15 protein-coding genes are annotated in these 16,279 nt (G+C 67.0%); 11 read left to right on the top strand and 4 right to left on the bottom strand.

All coding sequences use genetic code 11. From position 1 onward, the window contains the following. Positions 1 to 2 precede the first annotated feature (2 nt). Positions 3 to 746, bottom strand: coding sequence for a B-4DMT family transporter (locus tag ACZY0B_RS05685; protein ID WP_463763049.1), 744 nt, complete (start codon positions 744 to 746; stop codon positions 3 to 5). A 33-nt stretch (positions 747 to 779) separates the two neighbouring features. Between ACZY0B_RS05685 and ACZY0B_RS05680 the strand changes: the two genes are divergently transcribed. The 11 genes from ACZY0B_RS05680 to ACZY0B_RS05630 all read left to right on the top strand — a co-directional run bounded on the left by ACZY0B_RS05680 (position 780) and on the right by ACZY0B_RS05630 (position 13,414). Continuing rightward, positions 780 to 1,898, top strand: a complete 1,119-nt coding sequence (locus ACZY0B_RS05680; RefSeq protein ID WP_463763048.1) for a M24 family metallopeptidase — start codon at positions 780 to 782, stop codon at positions 1,896 to 1,898. Between the two features lie 118 nt (positions 1,899 to 2,016). Further along, entirely contained in the window at positions 2,017 to 2,580 is a 564-nt protein-coding gene (efp, locus tag ACZY0B_RS05675) for an elongation factor P (RefSeq protein ID WP_463763047.1), read from the top strand. A gap of 2 nt (positions 2,581 to 2,582) precedes the next feature. Further along, entirely contained in the window at positions 2,583 to 3,107 is a 525-nt protein-coding gene (nusB, locus tag ACZY0B_RS05670; RefSeq protein WP_463763046.1) for a transcription antitermination factor NusB, read from the top strand. Further along, a complete protein-coding gene (locus ACZY0B_RS05665; RefSeq protein WP_463763045.1) occupies positions 3,104 to 3,490 on the top strand; it encodes an antitermination protein NusB in 387 nt (128 codons plus the stop codon). Before nusB ends, ACZY0B_RS05665 begins: the two co-directional genes overlap by 4 nt. 139 nt (positions 3,491 to 3,629) lie before the next feature. Then, positions 3,630 to 6,476, top strand: a complete 2,847-nt coding sequence (locus tag ACZY0B_RS05660) for an aminotransferase class I/II-fold pyridoxal phosphate-dependent enzyme (RefSeq protein WP_463763044.1) — start codon at positions 3,630 to 3,632, stop codon at positions 6,474 to 6,476. A 239-nt stretch (positions 6,477 to 6,715) separates the two neighbouring features. Further along, positions 6,716 to 7,465 (top strand): GntR family transcriptional regulator, encoded by a 750-nt coding sequence (locus tag ACZY0B_RS05655; RefSeq protein ID WP_463763043.1) that lies wholly within the window; start codon positions 6,716 to 6,718, stop codon positions 7,463 to 7,465. Then, positions 7,462 to 7,692, top strand: a complete 231-nt coding sequence (locus tag ACZY0B_RS05650; RefSeq protein WP_463763042.1) for a 4Fe-4S dicluster domain-containing protein — start codon at positions 7,462 to 7,464, stop codon at positions 7,690 to 7,692. Before ACZY0B_RS05655 ends, ACZY0B_RS05650 begins: the two co-directional genes overlap by 4 nt. Before the next feature lie 25 nt (positions 7,693 to 7,717). After that, a complete protein-coding gene (locus tag ACZY0B_RS05645) occupies positions 7,718 to 9,106 on the top strand; it encodes an ABC transporter substrate-binding protein (RefSeq protein WP_463763041.1) in 1,389 nt (462 codons plus the stop codon). A gap of 62 nt (positions 9,107 to 9,168) precedes the next feature. Continuing rightward, positions 9,169 to 9,975 (top strand): ABC transporter permease, encoded by an 807-nt coding sequence (locus ACZY0B_RS05640; protein WP_463763171.1) that lies wholly within the window; start codon positions 9,169 to 9,171, stop codon positions 9,973 to 9,975. Continuing rightward, positions 9,972 to 10,715 carry an ABC transporter ATP-binding protein gene (locus ACZY0B_RS05635; protein ID WP_463763040.1) on the top strand — a complete coding sequence of 248 codons (744 nt, stop codon included), beginning with the start codon at positions 9,972 to 9,974 and terminating at the stop codon, positions 10,713 to 10,715. The genes ACZY0B_RS05640 and ACZY0B_RS05635 overlap by 4 nt, the downstream gene beginning before the upstream one ends. Then, positions 10,712 to 13,414, top strand: coding sequence for a fumarate reductase/succinate dehydrogenase flavoprotein subunit (locus ACZY0B_RS05630; RefSeq protein ID WP_463763039.1), 2,703 nt, complete (start codon positions 10,712 to 10,714; stop codon positions 13,412 to 13,414). The genes ACZY0B_RS05635 and ACZY0B_RS05630 overlap by 4 nt, the downstream gene beginning before the upstream one ends. 109 nt (positions 13,415 to 13,523) lie before the next feature. Here ACZY0B_RS05630 and ACZY0B_RS05625 read toward each other — a convergent pair whose 3' ends face one another. Genes ACZY0B_RS05625 through ACZY0B_RS05615 form a run of 3 tightly spaced genes read right to left on the bottom strand, consistent with a single transcriptional unit; the run spans position 13,524 to position 16,137 of the window. Further along, positions 13,524 to 14,075, bottom strand: coding sequence for a GNAT family N-acetyltransferase (locus tag ACZY0B_RS05625; protein WP_463763038.1), 552 nt, complete (start codon positions 14,073 to 14,075; stop codon positions 13,524 to 13,526). A gap of 4 nt (positions 14,076 to 14,079) precedes the next feature. Continuing rightward, positions 14,080 to 15,285 carry a serine hydrolase domain-containing protein gene (locus ACZY0B_RS05620; protein WP_463763037.1) on the bottom strand — a complete coding sequence of 402 codons (1,206 nt, stop codon included), beginning with the start codon at positions 15,283 to 15,285 and terminating at the stop codon, positions 14,080 to 14,082. Positions 15,286 to 15,342: 57 nt separating this feature from the next. Further along, positions 15,343 to 16,137 carry a DUF6065 family protein gene (locus tag ACZY0B_RS05615; protein WP_463763036.1) on the bottom strand — a complete coding sequence of 265 codons (795 nt, stop codon included), beginning with the start codon at positions 16,135 to 16,137 and terminating at the stop codon, positions 15,343 to 15,345. Between the last annotated feature and the right edge of the window lie 142 nt (positions 16,138 to 16,279).

Raw genomic sequence — 16,279 nt, 5'->3', positions numbered from 1 at the left:
GGCTAGTCCTTCTTCCCCCACTGCGAAGTCGGCCATTCCGATTCCGGCTCGGCGTGCTTGGGGTTGGTGTCGGTGCGAATCACCTCGGTCTTGGTGTCATCGGCACCGGTGGCGATCGTTTCGGTGGCCGAGTCCCGCTGCCCCGTAGGGATCGTTTCGGTGGGTGCCTCGCGTTCGGCGGTGGCCACCGCGGACGTCGGCGCCTCCGCCTGCGCGCCGGGATGCGGCACGGCCACCTCGCCGGTCGGCGCCTCGTCGGCACTGGCGGCGGTGAACACGTCGGTGTCAGCCCGTTCCTCGTCCGGTCCGGCTGCACGGTCGGCCGGGGGATTGCGGTCCACCCGCCAGCGGCCGACGGCCACCCCGATGATCCCGGGCAGGAAGACGCAGAGCGCGGTGAAGGCCGCGAATGTCGTCACCTCGTTGATCAGGCCCCCGGTGTAGAGGCCCTTGTAGAACAGCGAGATGAGCCAGGAGACGGCTCCGCTCAGGACGCCGGCGAACAGACCGGCCAGCAGCCAGGTCATCGCCAGGTCCTGTCGGCGATCGGGATCCGCGTTGGCTCTAGCGTCGGCTCGTCCGTCCATCACCCCCCAGACGACTACGCCGATGATGAACAGCAGCAGCAGTACCACGCTTACCAGCCCGGCCTGCGTCTGCCATGCGTTGATGATCGCCCCCTGAAACAACCGGACGACAACCATCACCGCAGCGAACGACAACCCGCGCAGCATCCAGTTACTCATGGGCAAACAGCGTAGCGAGTACCGTCGTGAGGCGTGACACATTCCCAGCGTCGAGAAAATCTAAAAAGCCAGATCGGTGCCGGCGGTTTGGACGCGATGCTGGTCACGGACCTGATTAACGTGCGCTACCTGTCAGGTTTCTCCGGATCCAACGGCGCGTTGCTGGTCTTCGCCGACGATCGCGAAGCGATTTTGGCCACCGATGGCCGTTACCGCACCCAGGCCGCGGCGCAGGCGCCTGATCTCGAGGTGGCCATCGAGCGGGCCGTCGGGCGCTACCTGGCGGGGCAGGCGGCCGACGCCGGCGTGTCCAAGCTGGGCTTTGAAAGCAATGTGGTCACGGTCGACGGCTTCGACGCGCTGACGAATGAGGTGGGCGAGCGCGGGGGGAACACCGAGCTGGTGCGGGCCGCCGGAATCGTCGAAGCGCTGCGCGAGATCAAGGACGCCGGGGAGGTGGCGCTGCTGCGGCTGGCCTGCGAGGCCGCCGACGCCGCGCTGAAGGACCTGGTGGCGCGTGGCGGTTTGCGGCCCGGCCGCACCGAACGTGAGGTCAGCCGCGAGCTCGAGGCCCTGATGCTCGACCACGGCGCCGACGCGATCTCATTCGAGACGATCGTGGCCGCCGGGCCGAATTCGGCGATCCCACACCACCGGCCGACCGACGCGGTGCTCGCCGACGGCGATTTCGTCAAGATCGACTTCGGTGCGCTGGTCGCCGGCTATCACTCGGACATGACCCGCACGTTCGTGCTGGGCAAGGCGGCGGACTGGCAGCTGGAGATCTACCAGTTGGTCTCCGAGTCACAGCGGGCCGGCCGGGAGGCGCTGCGGGCCGGCGCGGACCTTCGCGAGGTGGACGGCGCCGCGCGTCAGCTGATCGTCGACGCGGGGTACGGCGAGCAATTCAGCCACGGCCTGGGACATGGGGTGGGTCTGCAGATCCATGAGGCACCGGGTATCGGCGCCACCTCGGCCGGGACGTTGCTTGCCGGTTCCGTGGTGACGGTGGAGCCCGGCGTCTACCTGCCGGGCCGGGGCGGTGTCCGCATCGAGGACACGTTGGTCGTTGCCGACGATGGCTCGGAAACCGGCGGCCAGACCGCGGAGCTGCTGACTCGGTTCCCCAAAGAGCTGGCCATTCTGACGTAGCCAGTGCGGGTAAGCTGCATCCGGTGCCGTTCTGCGCGCACCGTATGCGGCGGAAGCCGCCACCGGGCAAAAGCTCGGCCCTGGAAAAACTGGCCATCCTGTAGGAGATAGACCGACCGTGGCATCAACTGCCGACTTCAAGAACGGACTGGTGCTGGTGATCGACGGCCAGCTGTGGACAATAACCGAGTTTCAGCACGTCAAACCCGGTAAAGGGCCGGCCTTCGTGCGTACCAAGCTGAAGAACGTGCTCTCGGGCAAGGTCGTCGACAAGACGTACAACGCCGGCGTGAAGGTGGATACCGCCACGGTCGACCGCCGCGACGCCACGTATCTGTACCGCGACGGCTCGGACTTCGTGTTCATGGACAGCCAGGACTACGAACAGCACCCGCTGCCGGAATCGCTGGTCGGGGACGCGGCCCGGTTCCTGCTGGAGGGCCTGCCGGTGCAGGTGGCCTTCCACGACGGCGCACCTCTGTACCTCGAGCTCCCGGTGTCGATCGAGCTCGTCGTCACCCATACCGAGCCGGGTCTGCAGGGCGACCGGTCCAGCGCCGGCACCAAGCCCGCGACCGTCGAGACCGGTGCGGAGCTCCAGGTGCCGCTGTTCATCAACACCGGCGACAAGCTGAAGGTGGATTCCCGCGACGGCAGCTATCTGGGCCGGGTCAACTCCTGAACATGCCGGACGGTAAATCGCCGAGGCCCGCCAAAGGACGCCATCATGCCCGCAAGCGCGCCGTGGATCTGCTGTTCGAAGCCGAGGCTCGCGGCCTGAGCCCGGTCGAGCTGGCCGACGTGCGCACCGCGCTGTCGCAAACCAACCCCGATGTCAAGGTGCTGCACCCATACAGCGTGGCGGTGGCACACGGCGTCGGCGCCGAGATCGACCACATCGACGACCTGATCAGCACCCACCTGCAGGGCTGGACGCTGGAGCGGCTGCCCGCAGTCGACCGCGCGATCCTGCGAGTCGCGGTGTGGGAGCTGCTTTACGCCGACGACGTGCCGGAGCCGGTCGCGGTCGACGAGGCCGTGCAGCTGGCCAAGGAGCTGTCCACCGACGACTCACCGGGCTTCATCAACGGAGTACTGGGACAGGTCATGCTGGTGACGCCGCAGATCCGGGCGGCCGCCGAGGCCGTCCGCGCAGCCACGCGACCAGCCGCGGCCACGACGCCGGAGCACCCCGAACCGACGTCATGAGCCGATTGGAGCTCCGCGCCTTCCTCGCCGCCTTCCTGGCTGCGACAGTGGTGCTGGGCGCCGTGATCTGCGCGGCCTACGGCCTGACCATCGTCGCGTCGGCCCTCTCGATCTACGCGCTGGGCGTCGGCGCCTGGCTGTACCACTCGATCGAGCGGCTGATCGTGGCCCGCCGCATCAGCACCGTGCGGTCGGCCGCCAAGCCGCTGCAGCCGCTACTACCGGTGATGGCCGCGATCATGGGCCTCACCCAGGCTGTGGTGAGGTCGCTCAGCGACGTCACCGACCTGCCGGCCCGCGGGCGGGAGCTCCCCATGCTGCGGTGGATGGACGGCACCCGCGGTGGCCGGCGGGTCATCGACAGCGACGAAACCGAGCGCTGACCGATCCAGTTGAATCCTGAGCGAAAACATCGCGGACGCAGGCCAGACGGGATAACAATGGTGGCGGACTTGTCGAGCGATAACCGCGAACTACGGAAGCGGCAGCATGACTCGGGCCGCGCCAGAAACAGGTGACGACATGAATCCCTACAGTGCCTACACGCGACGCCTGCGCGTCTCCGCGCTGGCCGCGGTGGCCAATCCGTCGTACACGCGCATCGACACCTGGAACCTGCTTGACGACGCGTGCCGTCACCTCGCCGAGGTCGACCTGGCCGGGCTGGACAAAACGCACGAGGTGGCGAAGGTCAGGCGGCTGATGGACCGCCTCGGTGCTTACGAGCGGTACTGGCTGTACCCCGGGCGAGAGAACCTGGCGACCTACCGCGCTCATCTTGACGGCCTGTCGACGGTGCGGCTCGCCGAGGAGGTGTCGCTGGCGGTGCGTCTGCTCAGCGAATATGGCGACCGCACAGCACTTTTCGATACTTCCGCGCCGTTGGCAGACCAGGAGTTGGTGGCCCGGGCCAAACAGCAGCAGTTCTACACCGTGCTGCTCGCCGACGACTCGCCCACGATGGGACCCGACTGCCTGGCCGAAAGCCTGCGGGAGCTGAGCGGCGCGTCTGATGACGTGCAGTTCGAGCTGCTGGTGGTGTCGAGCGTCGAGGATGCCATCACCGCGGTGGCCCTGAACGGCGAGATTCAGGCCGCGATCATCCGTCACGACGTGCCGTTGCGCTCGCGTGACCGGGTCCCGCTGATGAACACACTGCTGGGCGTCACCGACGATCCGGTCAGCCGCGACTGCGGCACCGACTGCATCGAATGCGGCGAATGGATCCGTGAGCTGCGCCCGCACATCGACCTCTACCTGCTCACCGACGAGTCGATCGCGGCCGGCAGTGACGAAGAAAACGACGTTTACGATCGGACGTTCTACCGGCTCAACGACGTCACCGATCTGTACAGCACGGTGCTTGCTGGACTCCGAAACCGTTTCGCCACACCGTTTTTCGATGCCTTGCGCGCTTACGCGGACTCGCCGGTCGGCCAATTCCACGCGCTACCCATCGCGCGGGGCGCCAGCATCTTCAACTCAAAGTCATTGCAGGACATGGGCGAGTTCTACGGCCGCAACATCTTCATGGCCGAGACCTCGACCACCTCGGGCGGCCTGGACTCGCTACTGGACCCGCACGGCAACATCAAGAAAGCGATGGACAAGGCCGCGCGAACCTGGAACGCCAACCAGACGTATTTCGTCACCAATGGGACGTCGACGGCCAATAAGATTGTCGTGCAGTCGCTGACCCGGCCGGGCGACATCGTGCTGATCGACCGCAACTGCCACAAGTCGCACCACTACGGTCTGGTGTTGGCCGGCGCCTACCCGCTGTACCTGGACGCCTATCCGCTGCCGCAGTTCGCGATCTACGGGGCGGTGTCGCTGGAGACGATCAAACAGAAGCTGCTGGACCTCGAGGCAGCCGGCCAACTCGACAAGGTGCGCATGCTGTTGCTCACCAACTGCATCTTCGACGGCGTCGTCTACAACCCGCAGCGGGTGATGGAAGAGATACTGGCGATCAAGCCGGACATCTGCTTCCTGTGGGACGAGGCGTGGTACGCCTTCGCCACCGCCGTTCCCTGGGCCCGGCAACGGACCGCCATGGTGTCCGCGGATCGTCTCGAGCAGATGCTGGCGTCACCGGAATACGCTGCGGAATACCGTAATTGGGCCGCGTCGATGGAGGGGGTTCCAAGGTCGGAGTGGGTGAACCATCGGCTGCTGCCCGACCCCGGTAAGGCGCGGGTGCGGGTCTATGCGACGCACTCCACCCACAAGTCGCTGTCGGCGTTCCGGCAGGCGTCGATGATCCACGTGCGCGACCGGGACTTCAATTCACGCGCCCGCGATGCGTTCGGTGAGGCGTTCTTGACCCACACCTCGACATCGCCGAACCAGCAACTGCTCGCCTCGCTGGACCTGGCGCGCCGGCAGGTCGACATCGAGGGCTTCCAATTGGTCCGGCAGGTCTACGACATGGCGCTGGTTTTCCGGCACCGCGTCCGCAAGGACCGGCTGATCAGCAAATGGTTCCGCATTCTCGACGAAGCCGACCTGGTGCCCGAAGAGTTCCGGGCATCCGCAGTCAGCTCATACCGCGAGGTCCGGCAGGGCGCGCTGGCGGAGTGGAACGAAGCCTGGCGGTCCGATCAGTTCGTGCTGGATCCGACGCGAGTCACCCTGTTCCTCGGCAACACCGGAATGAACGGGTACGACTTCCGCGAGAAGATCCTGATGGAGCGCTTCGGCATTCAGATCAACAAGACGTCGATCAACAGCGTGCTGCTGATCTTCACCATCGGTGTCACCTGGTCGAGCGTGCATCACCTACTCGACGTGCTGCGCCGGGTGGCCACCGACCTGGATCGGGAGAAGGAACTGGCCAGTGCGGCCGACTGGACGCTGCATCAGCGCCGCGTCGAGGAGATCACCCAGGATCTACCGCACCTTCCCGACTTCAGCGAATTCGACATCGCCTTCCGTCCCGTGGAGGCCTGCGCATTCGGTGACATGCGCTCGGCGTTCTACGCCGGATACGAAGAGTCCGACCGCGAGTACGTGCAGATCGGCACCGCCGGCCGGCGGATCGCCGAGGGCCGGAAATTCGTATCCACCACGTTCGTGGTGCCCTACCCGCCGGGCTTCCCCGTGCTCGTCCCGGGTCAGGTCGTCTCCAAGGAGATCCTGTATTTCCTGGCTCAGCTCGACGTCAAGGAAATCCATGGATACAACCCGGAACTCGGCTTGTCGGTGTTTACGGCGGAGGCGCTGGCCCGCCTGGAAGCCCAACGAAGCGCCGCGGCCGCCGCGGTGGGTTCTGCGTTCCCGGCGTTCGAGCTGCCCGCGGACACATCGGTTTTGAACGGGGCCCGCAACGGTGACCGCGTCCAGCGGGCGGTCACCGAAGACGTCTGACGGTAACTGCTGGGCGCGGCGCGCTCGGAGGCGGGCAAAACGTGGTGTCCTGCGCGGCGCGACTTTCTGCTCACCGGGATCGCAAAGGCGGCGAGTTTCCCCAGGTGGCGCAATAGCCACCGGGGCCCTGGTTTCTGCTGGTCGACAGCGAAGTGCACCCGGCGCAATACGTCTACCTGCCGTCACGGGCGCCGATTGCCCACCCGAAATATGCCCCTGAGCTGCGTTAGCGTGGCGGCGTGGCTGAGGCGATACCCATTCGCGGACCCCGGGCCGACCGTGCCCGCCGGGTCGCCGATGTGCTGCGCCAGCAGATCCACGCCGCGGCTTATCCGGACGGGCTGCCGGCCGAGAGCGACTTGGCAGCCGAATTCGCGGTGTCCCGCAACACCGTTCGCGAGGCCCTGGGCATCCTCAAACATGAGGGTCTGATCGACCGCGGGCCCAAGGTCGGCACCCACGTCGCGCAGCGCAAGTACGACCACCGGATCGACTCACTGCTGGGGCTGAAAGAGACCTTCAAACACATCGGCGAAGTCCGGAACGAGGTGCGTGCCGCCATGCTCGTGGTCGCTCCGCCGGCGGTGGCCGGCCGGCTGCAACTGGCGCCCGGTGCGCAGGCGGTGTTCATCGAGCGGTTGCGCTACCTCGGCGACCTGCCGCTGAGCCTCGACCTGACCTACCTCACCCCGGACGTCGGGACCCGGATCCTGGATCACCCGCTGGAACACCCCTTGGAAGAGCAAGACCTGTTCGCGCTGATCGAGCAGGTGACCGGGCAGCGGCTGGGCTCAGCGTCGCTGGCGCTCGAGGCCATCCCCGCCGATGCGCATTCGGCGGCCACATTGCACGTGCCCGACGGGTCGGCGCTGCTCATGCTGGAGCGCCTCACCAGCCTCGACGACGGCAGGCCCGTCGACCTGGAGTACATCCGAATGCGGGGCGATCGAATCACCATGCGCGGCAACCTAATAAGGAGTAAGCCATGACGCTGGTCAACAACAACCGAGTCGACGTCCCGGTCACGATCGACGAGTCGCTGTGTATCGACGGCTGTACGCTCTGCGTCGAGATCTGTCCGCTGGACGCGCTGGCCATCAACCCCGATACCGGCAAGGCGTTCATGCATGTCGACGAATGCTGGTACTGCGGCCCCTGCGCCGCCCGCTGCCCGACCGGTGCTGTCACGGTCAACATGCCATATCTCATTCGCTGAAACACACTACAGCCCAGGATGTTTCATGAAACGACACGCCATTCGGCTGGTGTCGGTCGCCGTCGTGATCATCGCGGCTGTGTCCGGTTGCTCGCTGGAATCACTCTCGGCGTCCTCCGGTGTGGTCAACGTCGTCATCGGCTACCAGTCCAAGACCATCAACACCGTGACCGCCGGGACGCTGCTGCGCGCGCAGGGCTACCTCGAGCACCGGCTCGCCGACATCACCACCCGCACCGGCACCAAATACGCGGTCCGGTGGCAGGATTACGACACCGGCGCCCCGATCACCGCGCAGATGCTGGCCGAGAAGATCGACATCGGCTCGATGGGGGATTACCCCATGCTGATCAACGGCTCCAAGACGCAGGCCAACCCGCTGGCGAAAACCGAAATCGTCTCGATCACCGGCTACAACCCCAAGGGCGCGCTCAACATGGTGGTGGTGGCGCCCGGTTCGTCGGCCACCGGTTTGAACGACCTGGCCGGTTCCAAGGTCTCGGCCAGCGTCGGCTCGGCCGGCCACGGCACGTTGGTGCGGGCACTGGATAGGGCCGGGATCAAAGGCGTGGAGGTGCTCAACCAGCAGCCGCAGGTGGGCGCCTCCGCTCTGGAATCGGGTCAGGTGCAGGGCCTTTCGCAGTTCGTAGCCTGGCCTGGGCTGCTCGTGTTCCAGGGCAAGGCCAAACTGCTGTACGACGGCGCCGAACTGAACCTGCCCACCCTGCACGGCGTGGTGGTGCGGCGCTCGTATGCGAGCTATCACCCAGAGGTGCTGGCCGCCTTCCTGCAGGCACAACTCGACGCCACCGACTTCCTGAACCAAAGGCCGCTGGAGGCGGCCCGCATCGTCGCCCAGGCGAGCGGTCTGCCGCAGGAAGTGGTGTACCTCTACAACGGTCCCGGCGGCACGTCATTCGATGCCACGCTCAAACCATCACTGGTCGATGCGCTGAAAAACGATGTGCCGTACCTGAAGTCGATCGGCGACTTCGCCGACCTCGACGTCGCCGGCTTCGTTCAGGACGCGCCGCTGCGCGCCGTCTTCGGCGCGCGTGGCCGCAACTACGACGCCACCCGGGCCGCCACCGCCAACCCGTCCATGCCCGGCGGGGATCCCGCCCTGGCAAGCGAACTGTGGCTGGACGGCTCCGATTCGACCCAGACGGTTGCCAACCCGACCGCTCTGCTTCGGGCGGTGCGGGACGCGACCGCCCACGGCGCCAAAGTCCGTGCCGCCTATGTTCCCGACGCCGAGCTGGGCACCCGATGGTTCGCCGACAAGGCGGTCTGGGTGCAAGACGGCCAGAACTACCTGCCGTTCGGAACCACGGCCGGCGCGCATCGCTATCTGGCCGCTCACCCTGGCGGCGCCATCGTGAATTACCAACAGGCCCTTGGAGGTTCGGTGTGACTGCTTTCCTGACCGGCGACCCGGCAGCCCCGGTCACCGGCCCCGTCGTCGACGCGGTTCCCGTGACCGGCACCCGGCGGCGTGCCGCGTCGCCATGGCGGTGGCGGCTGCTGCGGCTCGCCTCGGTTGCCGCCGCGATCGGGCTGTGGCAGGTGCTCACCGCGGACAAGGTGCGGCTGCTGCTGCGATTCGACACGTTGCCGACCGTCACCGAGATCGTTCACGCGCTGGCGCGCCGGCTCGGTACCTATGAGTACTGGCTTGACCTGGCGCAGTCCTTGATCCGTATTCTGACCGGTTTTGGACTGGCCGCCGTGATCGGCGTCGCGACGGGTGTACTGCTGGGCCGCTCCCGGTTGTTCGCCAACACCTTCGGCCCGCTGGCCGAGCTGGCCAGGCCCATCCCGGCGATCGCGATGGTTCCGGTGGCGATCCTGCTGTTCCCGACCGACGAGGCCGGCATCGTGTTCATCACCTTCCTGGCGGCCTACTTCCCGATCATGGTCAGCACCCGGCATGCGGTTCGGGCGCTGCCCACGCTGTGGGAAGACTCGGTGCGCACTCTCGGCGGCAACCGTGCCGACGTGCTGAAACAGGTGGTGTTGCCCGGCATCCTGCCGGGAGTGTGCGGCGGCCTGTCCGTCGGCATGGGGGTCGCGTGGATCTGCGTGATCTCCGCGGAGATGATCTCGGGCCGCCTCGGGATCGGCTACCGCACCTGGCAGGACTACACCGTGCTGGCCTACCCCCAGGTGTTCGTCGGCATCATCACCATCGGCGTGTTGGGATTCGCGACAGCAGCTGCCGTCGAAGTCGTCGGCCGCCGGGTGACCAGCTGGCTGCCGCGCGCCCAGGAGGAGCAGCGATGACTGTCGGAATGAGTCTCGAAGTGGATCGAGTTCGCTTGTCTTACATCGGGGATCCAGTGATCGACGGGCTGAGCCTGGCCGTGCGTCCGGGGGAGATCCTGGTGCTCACCGGCCCCTCGGGCTGTGGCAAGTCGACCGTGCTGCGTGCCCTGGCGGGACTGCTGCGGCCCGACGACGGCCGGATTCTGGCCGACGGCGCCGACGTGACCACCACCTCGGGCGACCGGGGCATGGTGTTCCAGGACAACGCGCTGCTGCCCTGGCGCACCGTGCGATCCAACATCGAGTTGGCGTTGCGGTTGCGTGGCGTGCCGCGTGCCGGCCGGCGCGCGGAGGCCGACCGCTGGATAGCCGAGCTCGGTCTCACCGGCTTCGGCGACTACCTGCCCAAGAGCCTCTCCGGCGGCATGCGTCAGCGTGTCCAGCTGGCCCGCGGGCTGGCCGGGACGCCGCGCGCGGTGATGATGGATGAGCCGTTCGGTGCGCTGGACACCCAAACCCGTACGGCCATGCAGCGGTTGCTGATCGAGACCTGGAGCGCTCATCCGACGACGATCGTCTTCGTCACGCACGATGTCGATGAGGCGCTGCTGCTGGGTGACCGAATCGCGGTACTGGGCAAGGCCGGTCAGCCGTTGCGTGCCCTGATCGACGTGCCGGAGCCGCGAATCGATCGGCAGCGCACCGCGCTTCGCGCCGAAGTGATTGCCGCACTGGACCATTCGGCGGTGGCGGCATGATGCAGACACCTGATCCGGCCACGCCGGTGCGCTTGGACTGTGATGTGCTGGTCATCGGCGGTGGCACCGCGGGAACCATGGCGGCGCTGTCGGCCGCCGAGAACGGCGCGCAGGTGCTGTTGCTGGAGAAGGCCCATGTGCGGCACTCCGGCGCGCTGGCGATGGGCATGGACGGGGTGAACAACGCCGTCATTCCGGGCAAGGCCGAGCCGGAGGACTACGTCGCGGAGATCACCCGCGCCAACGACGGAATCGTCAACCAGCGCACCGTCTACCAGACCGCCAGCCGCGGGTTCGCGATGGTGCAGCGACTGGAGCGCTACGGGGTGAAGTTCGAGAAGGACGAGCACGGCGAGTACGCGGTGCGCCGGGTACACCGCTCGGGTTCCTACGTGTTGCCCATGCCGGAAGGCAAGGACGTCAAGAAGGCGCTGTACCGCGTGCTGCGGCAACGGTCGATGCGGGAGAAGATCCAGATCGAGAACCGCCTGATGCCGGTGCGGGTGCTGGTGGACGACAGTTCTGGCGAGCGTCGGGCCGTCGGCGCCGCGGCATTGAACACGCGCACCGGCGAATTCGTCGCCATCGGCGCCAAGGCGGTGATCCTGTCGACGGGGGCGTGCGGCCGGCTCGGGCTGCCCGCGTCGGGCTACCTGTACGGCACCTACGAGAACCCGACCAACGCCGGCGACGGGTACGCGATGGCCTACCACGCGGGTGCCGAGCTGTCCGGAATCGAGTGCTTCCAGGTCAATCCGTTGATCAAGGACTACAACGGTCCGGCCTGTGCGTACGTGGCGAACCCGTTCGGCGGCTACCAGGTCAATTCGGAAGGCGAGCGGTTCGTCGACTCCGACTACTGGTCGGGGCAGATGATGGCCGAGGTCAAAAGCGAGATCGACTCCGCGCGCGGACCGATCTACCTGAAGGTCTCGCACCTGGCCGATGAGACGCTCACGACGCTGGAGAACATCCTGCACACCACCGAACGGCCCACCCGGGGTACCTTCCACGCCAACCGTGGCCATGACTACCGGACTCATGACATTGAGATGCACATCTCCGAAATCGGGCTGTGCAGTGGTCATTCCGCGTCCGGCGTCTGGGTCGACGAGCACGCCCGGACCACGGTGCCCGGGCTGTACGCCGCGGGCGATCTGGCCTGTGTCCCGCACAACTACATGATCGGGGCATTCGTGTTCGGCGACCTGGCCGGCACTCACGCCGCCTCGGTACGCACGGAAGTGACTGCGCCGGAGCGACTCCCGGACGATCAACTGCGTGCGGCGCACGAGCTGATCTACCGGCCGCTGCAGCATCCGGACGGGCCGCCGCAGCCGCAGGTGGAATACAAGCTACGACGGTTCGTCAACGACTACGTGGCGCCACCGAAGACGGCCGCCAAGCTGTCGATCGCGGTGCGCACCTTCGACCGGATGCAAGACGAGATCGCCGGGATGGGCGCCCGCAACCCGCACGAGCTGATGCGGGCTGTGGAGGTGTCGTTCATCCGGGACTGCGCCGAGATGGCCGCGCGATCCTCACTCACCCGCACCGAATCCCGTTGGGGCCTTTACCACGAACGCGCGGACCTGCCGGTCCGCGACGACAGCGAGTGGGGCTATCACCTGAACCTGCGCAAGGGATCCGACGGCGAGATGGTATTCTTCAAGCGCCCGGTAGCCCCGTACCTGGTATCGGTCCCGGAGCTGGACGGCCTGCCGCCGGTGGACCAGACCGTGCACGAGGTGCAGCAGCCAGCACTGGTCGGCGGCAAAGCCCCGGCCACCGCCGGCTCGCGAATCGCCTCGGCCGCAACCACGTTCGAGCCGCCGTCGCCGCGCATCGCCGAGGTCCTCGCGCTCGAAGAGCCGACGATCGCCGAGCTGCAGCCGTATCTGGCCGACGCCGATCCCGGGGTGCGCCGCACCGCGGTGGCAACGCTGACCGAGCACATTCCCGACGGCTATGCGCCCGCCCTGTTCGCCGCGCTCGACGACGCCGACGCCGGGGTGCGCCGCACCAGCGCCGAGGGAATCCGCGAACTGGTCGAAGTGCTGCCCGACCCGGCCGGGGCCGAGCCCTATCTGCTGTCCGGTGACACGGTGGTGCGTGCGGCCGCGGTCTACCTGCTGGCCGCGCGCCGGGCCGGTGCGGCCGGCCAGTACCGCCGCGCGCTCGACGATCCCGACCACCGGGTGCGGATCGAGGCGGTGCGGGCGCTGGTCTCGGTCGACGACGTCGCCGGGGTGGAAGTGGCCACCCGCGACGCGAGCCGGGAGGTCCGCATCACGGCGGCCGCCGGTCTGGCCACGCTGCGCTCCGGCGTGGGCGCCGTCAGTGCACTGGTCGCCGACCCTGACCCGTTGGTGCGCGCGGCCGCGCTGGCGGCGCTCGGTGAATTAGGCTGCAGTCGAGACGATTTCGTTGCGGTCGAACGCGCGTTGCAGGCGCCGGCGTGGCAGATACGCGAGGGCGCGGCCCGCGCGCTGGCCGGTGCCACGACCGAGCTTGCGGTGCCACGGCTGGCCGACGCGCTGTCCGACGCACACCTCGACGTGCGCAAGGCGGCCGTGCTCAGCCTGACCCGTTGGGCCGGTGAGGCCGCGGCCCGCGATGCACTCGGCATCGCGCTGAAGGACAGCGACGCCGACGTACGGGCCTACGCGCGCCGGGCCTTGGAAGTCCACAACGCGTAGCCGGGCAGGTCGAATTGAGTGTGCATTCAGGACATCGAGTGTGCACCTAGGGCCCAATTTATCGGCGTTTCTTCGCCCTGGCCGCACACTCGAAGCCGTCACCGCACACTCAAAGCCCGAGCGAGCGTCGGGTCCTGGCGTAGAGCAAGCTGTCGCGCGGTTCGGGTCCGATGGTGGGGTAGACGGCGTGGCGTGCCAGCCGGCCCTCTAACACGAACCCGGCCCGCTCCAGCAGTCGCGCCGACCGCACGTTGTCGACACTGCAGGTGGCCCAGATGCGAGACACCTGCCGGTCGGCCTCGAGGGCGGTCAACAGCAAGTCCAGCACCTCGGACATCAAACCTTTGCCCCACCACCTGCGGCCGAGGCAGTAGCCGATTTCGACCGATTCGGGCGCCGAGCGCCGGCAGCTGGTCAGCCCGATGACTTCGCCGCTGTGCCGCAATTCGATGGCCCAGGTTCGCTCTTCGTCGGTGGCGTTGAGTTTCTCGGCGATCACGCGTCGCGTGGTCGCCACGTCGGGATGCGGCGCCCAGAGCAGATACTTCGTGACCGCGCGATCGCGGGCGACCCGTTGGAAGAGCGCGCCGGCGTCCGCGAGCGTGGGCAGCCGCAGCAGCAGCCGCGGCCCGACGATGCGGTCAGGGGGGTAATCGACCACGGCGCTAGAGGTCGAGCGCCTGATAGGTGCGCCGGACGAACTTCGGTTGCGCCGTTTGAAGTTTCGCCAACGTGGTGTTGCCGGCTATGGCCGCGGCGACGTCCACGGACATATCGGGCAAATTCTGGACGAGATAGAGCAGGACCAGATCGGCGCTCGGGTCGGCCTGCCACCACGTCCCGTAGGCGCCCGGCCAGCTGAAGGTCCCGAGCCCGCCCGGCCCGAACAGCGACGCGGATTTGGCCGGATCGGTCACCACCGACAGGTTCAGCCCGAAGCCGCGGCCGACCCAGTATGGCGCCCCGAGGAAGTTGTGCCGCTTGTGTGCGTCGGTGAGCCGGTCGGTGCGCATCAGGCGGGCCGACTCGGGGGAGAGCACCCGCACGCCGTCGACCGTTCCGTCGCCGAGCAGCATTCGCACGAACCGCAGGTAGTCGTCGGCCGTCGACCACAATCCGCCGCCGGCGTTGGAGAAGGAGGGCGGCTTGATATGCGGCGGCCCCATCACGTCGTGGTGCAGTTGGCCCCGCTCGTCGAGCCGGTACATGGTCGCGGCGCGGCGGCGCGCCTCGGGGGTGACGAAGAACCCGGTGTCGGGCATGCGCACCGGACCCAGCACCCGTTCGTCGAGCACCTGGTGGAATGGCTTGTCTTCGATGCGGGATGCGATGACGCCCAGCAGGTCGATGGAATGGCTGTAGGTGAGGCGGTCACCCGGCTGATGCACCAGCGGCAACTTGGCTAGTTCGGCCAGCCACGCATCCGGGCCTTGATTGAACGGCAGCCGCACGTAGGCCTTGGCGATCGGCCCGGACACCGAGAAGCCGTAGGCCAGGCCGCTGGTGTGGGTCAACAGATCCTCGATCAGGATCGCCCGGTTTAGCGGGTGGGTGCGATCCAGCGGGCCGCGCGGGTCGTCGAGCACCTGCAGGTTCGCCAGCTCCGGGGCCCAGTGCGTGATCGGGTCTTTCAGCGTCAGCTTGCCCTCGTCGACCATGCTCATGATCGCCGCCACAGTGACCGGCTTGGTCATCGACGCGATGCGAAACAGCGTGTCTCGTTGCATGGGCAGGCCGGCGTCGACATCCCGGTGGCCGATCTCGTTGACCTGCAGCACTTCTCCGTGCTGCCATACCATCGTCACCGCGCCGGCGAGCAGGCCCGCGTCGCAGACCTCGCGGATAGAGGTCTGATTGCCCTCGAGATTCACCCGGTCAGGGTAGCCCGCAACCACTCAGCGCCGTTGCGCGCGTAGGTACCAGGGCGTCTACTGCCGCTTCTCATCTGGTGGCTGGGCAAAGTCACGAAGGTAACGGCGAGTCTGGTGATCCGGTGCTCCGGCCTCGCCGTCTCTGTGTCTGCCTCGCGTGTAGTCGCCTTGCCACTCCACTCGGTCTCCGGCGGCGACCCTCGCTATCTGCTCGGCGTGTTTGCCCGTGTCACGTTCACGAAGAAACAACTGATGCTTGCGTTGCAGATCTTCGTCAGACTCGAGGCGCCTGAGTTCGGGGGCGAATTCTTCCAGCTCGGCCCGGCGCTGCGGGACGATCATGCAGATCGGCTCACCGACCTCGAAGCGCACCGGCAAAAGTTTGCGGGTGAGTTTCCAGCTCATGCTGAAACTCGCACTTGCCCAGTCGGTTTCGACTATGCCCTCCAGCGGGCATACACCGTCCTTCGGATAGTTTGCCGGTCCACGGGCCAGCAGGTTGTAGCCCTGCGGAGTGCGAAATAAGATCGGCAGACGCCAGGTCAGGATGCCGTTGCCGAAATGGCTCAGGGGCAGCAGCTGATTGGCGAGGTACTCGTCGGGTTCGATCAGTACATCCATGCCATCGGCTTGGGCTATCCAGGTAGCGGTGAACGCACACGGATTACGCAGCTCCCAGCCGCTTTGGTTGGCAATGAGCATGGGCAAACACCGACTGGGCCAGCCTTTACCCGCCTCCGACTGCTTTGTCATCCACTCCCGGCTCGCGGGCGCCGGGGCAATCTGCGGCGCGTTATCGCCGGTGATGAAGCCGATCAGCGGGCGGGCTGGCCCGGTGGATTTGTCACTCACGCGAGCCAGATTAGCTGGGAACTCCTGGCCATGCCCCCGCGAGTCAGCGCCGTTGCGCGCGCACCGACCAGAACGCCATTTCGGGCCGCGACCGGCCTGGTAGCGCGGCCAAAATTTCATGATGGTTTCGGTTGAGCAAAGG

The organism is Mycobacterium sp. IDUB_19, from assembly GCF_055419445.1.
Note: the sequence above shows the minus strand (reverse complement) of the source record. Positions and strands in the feature narration are given on the sequence as shown.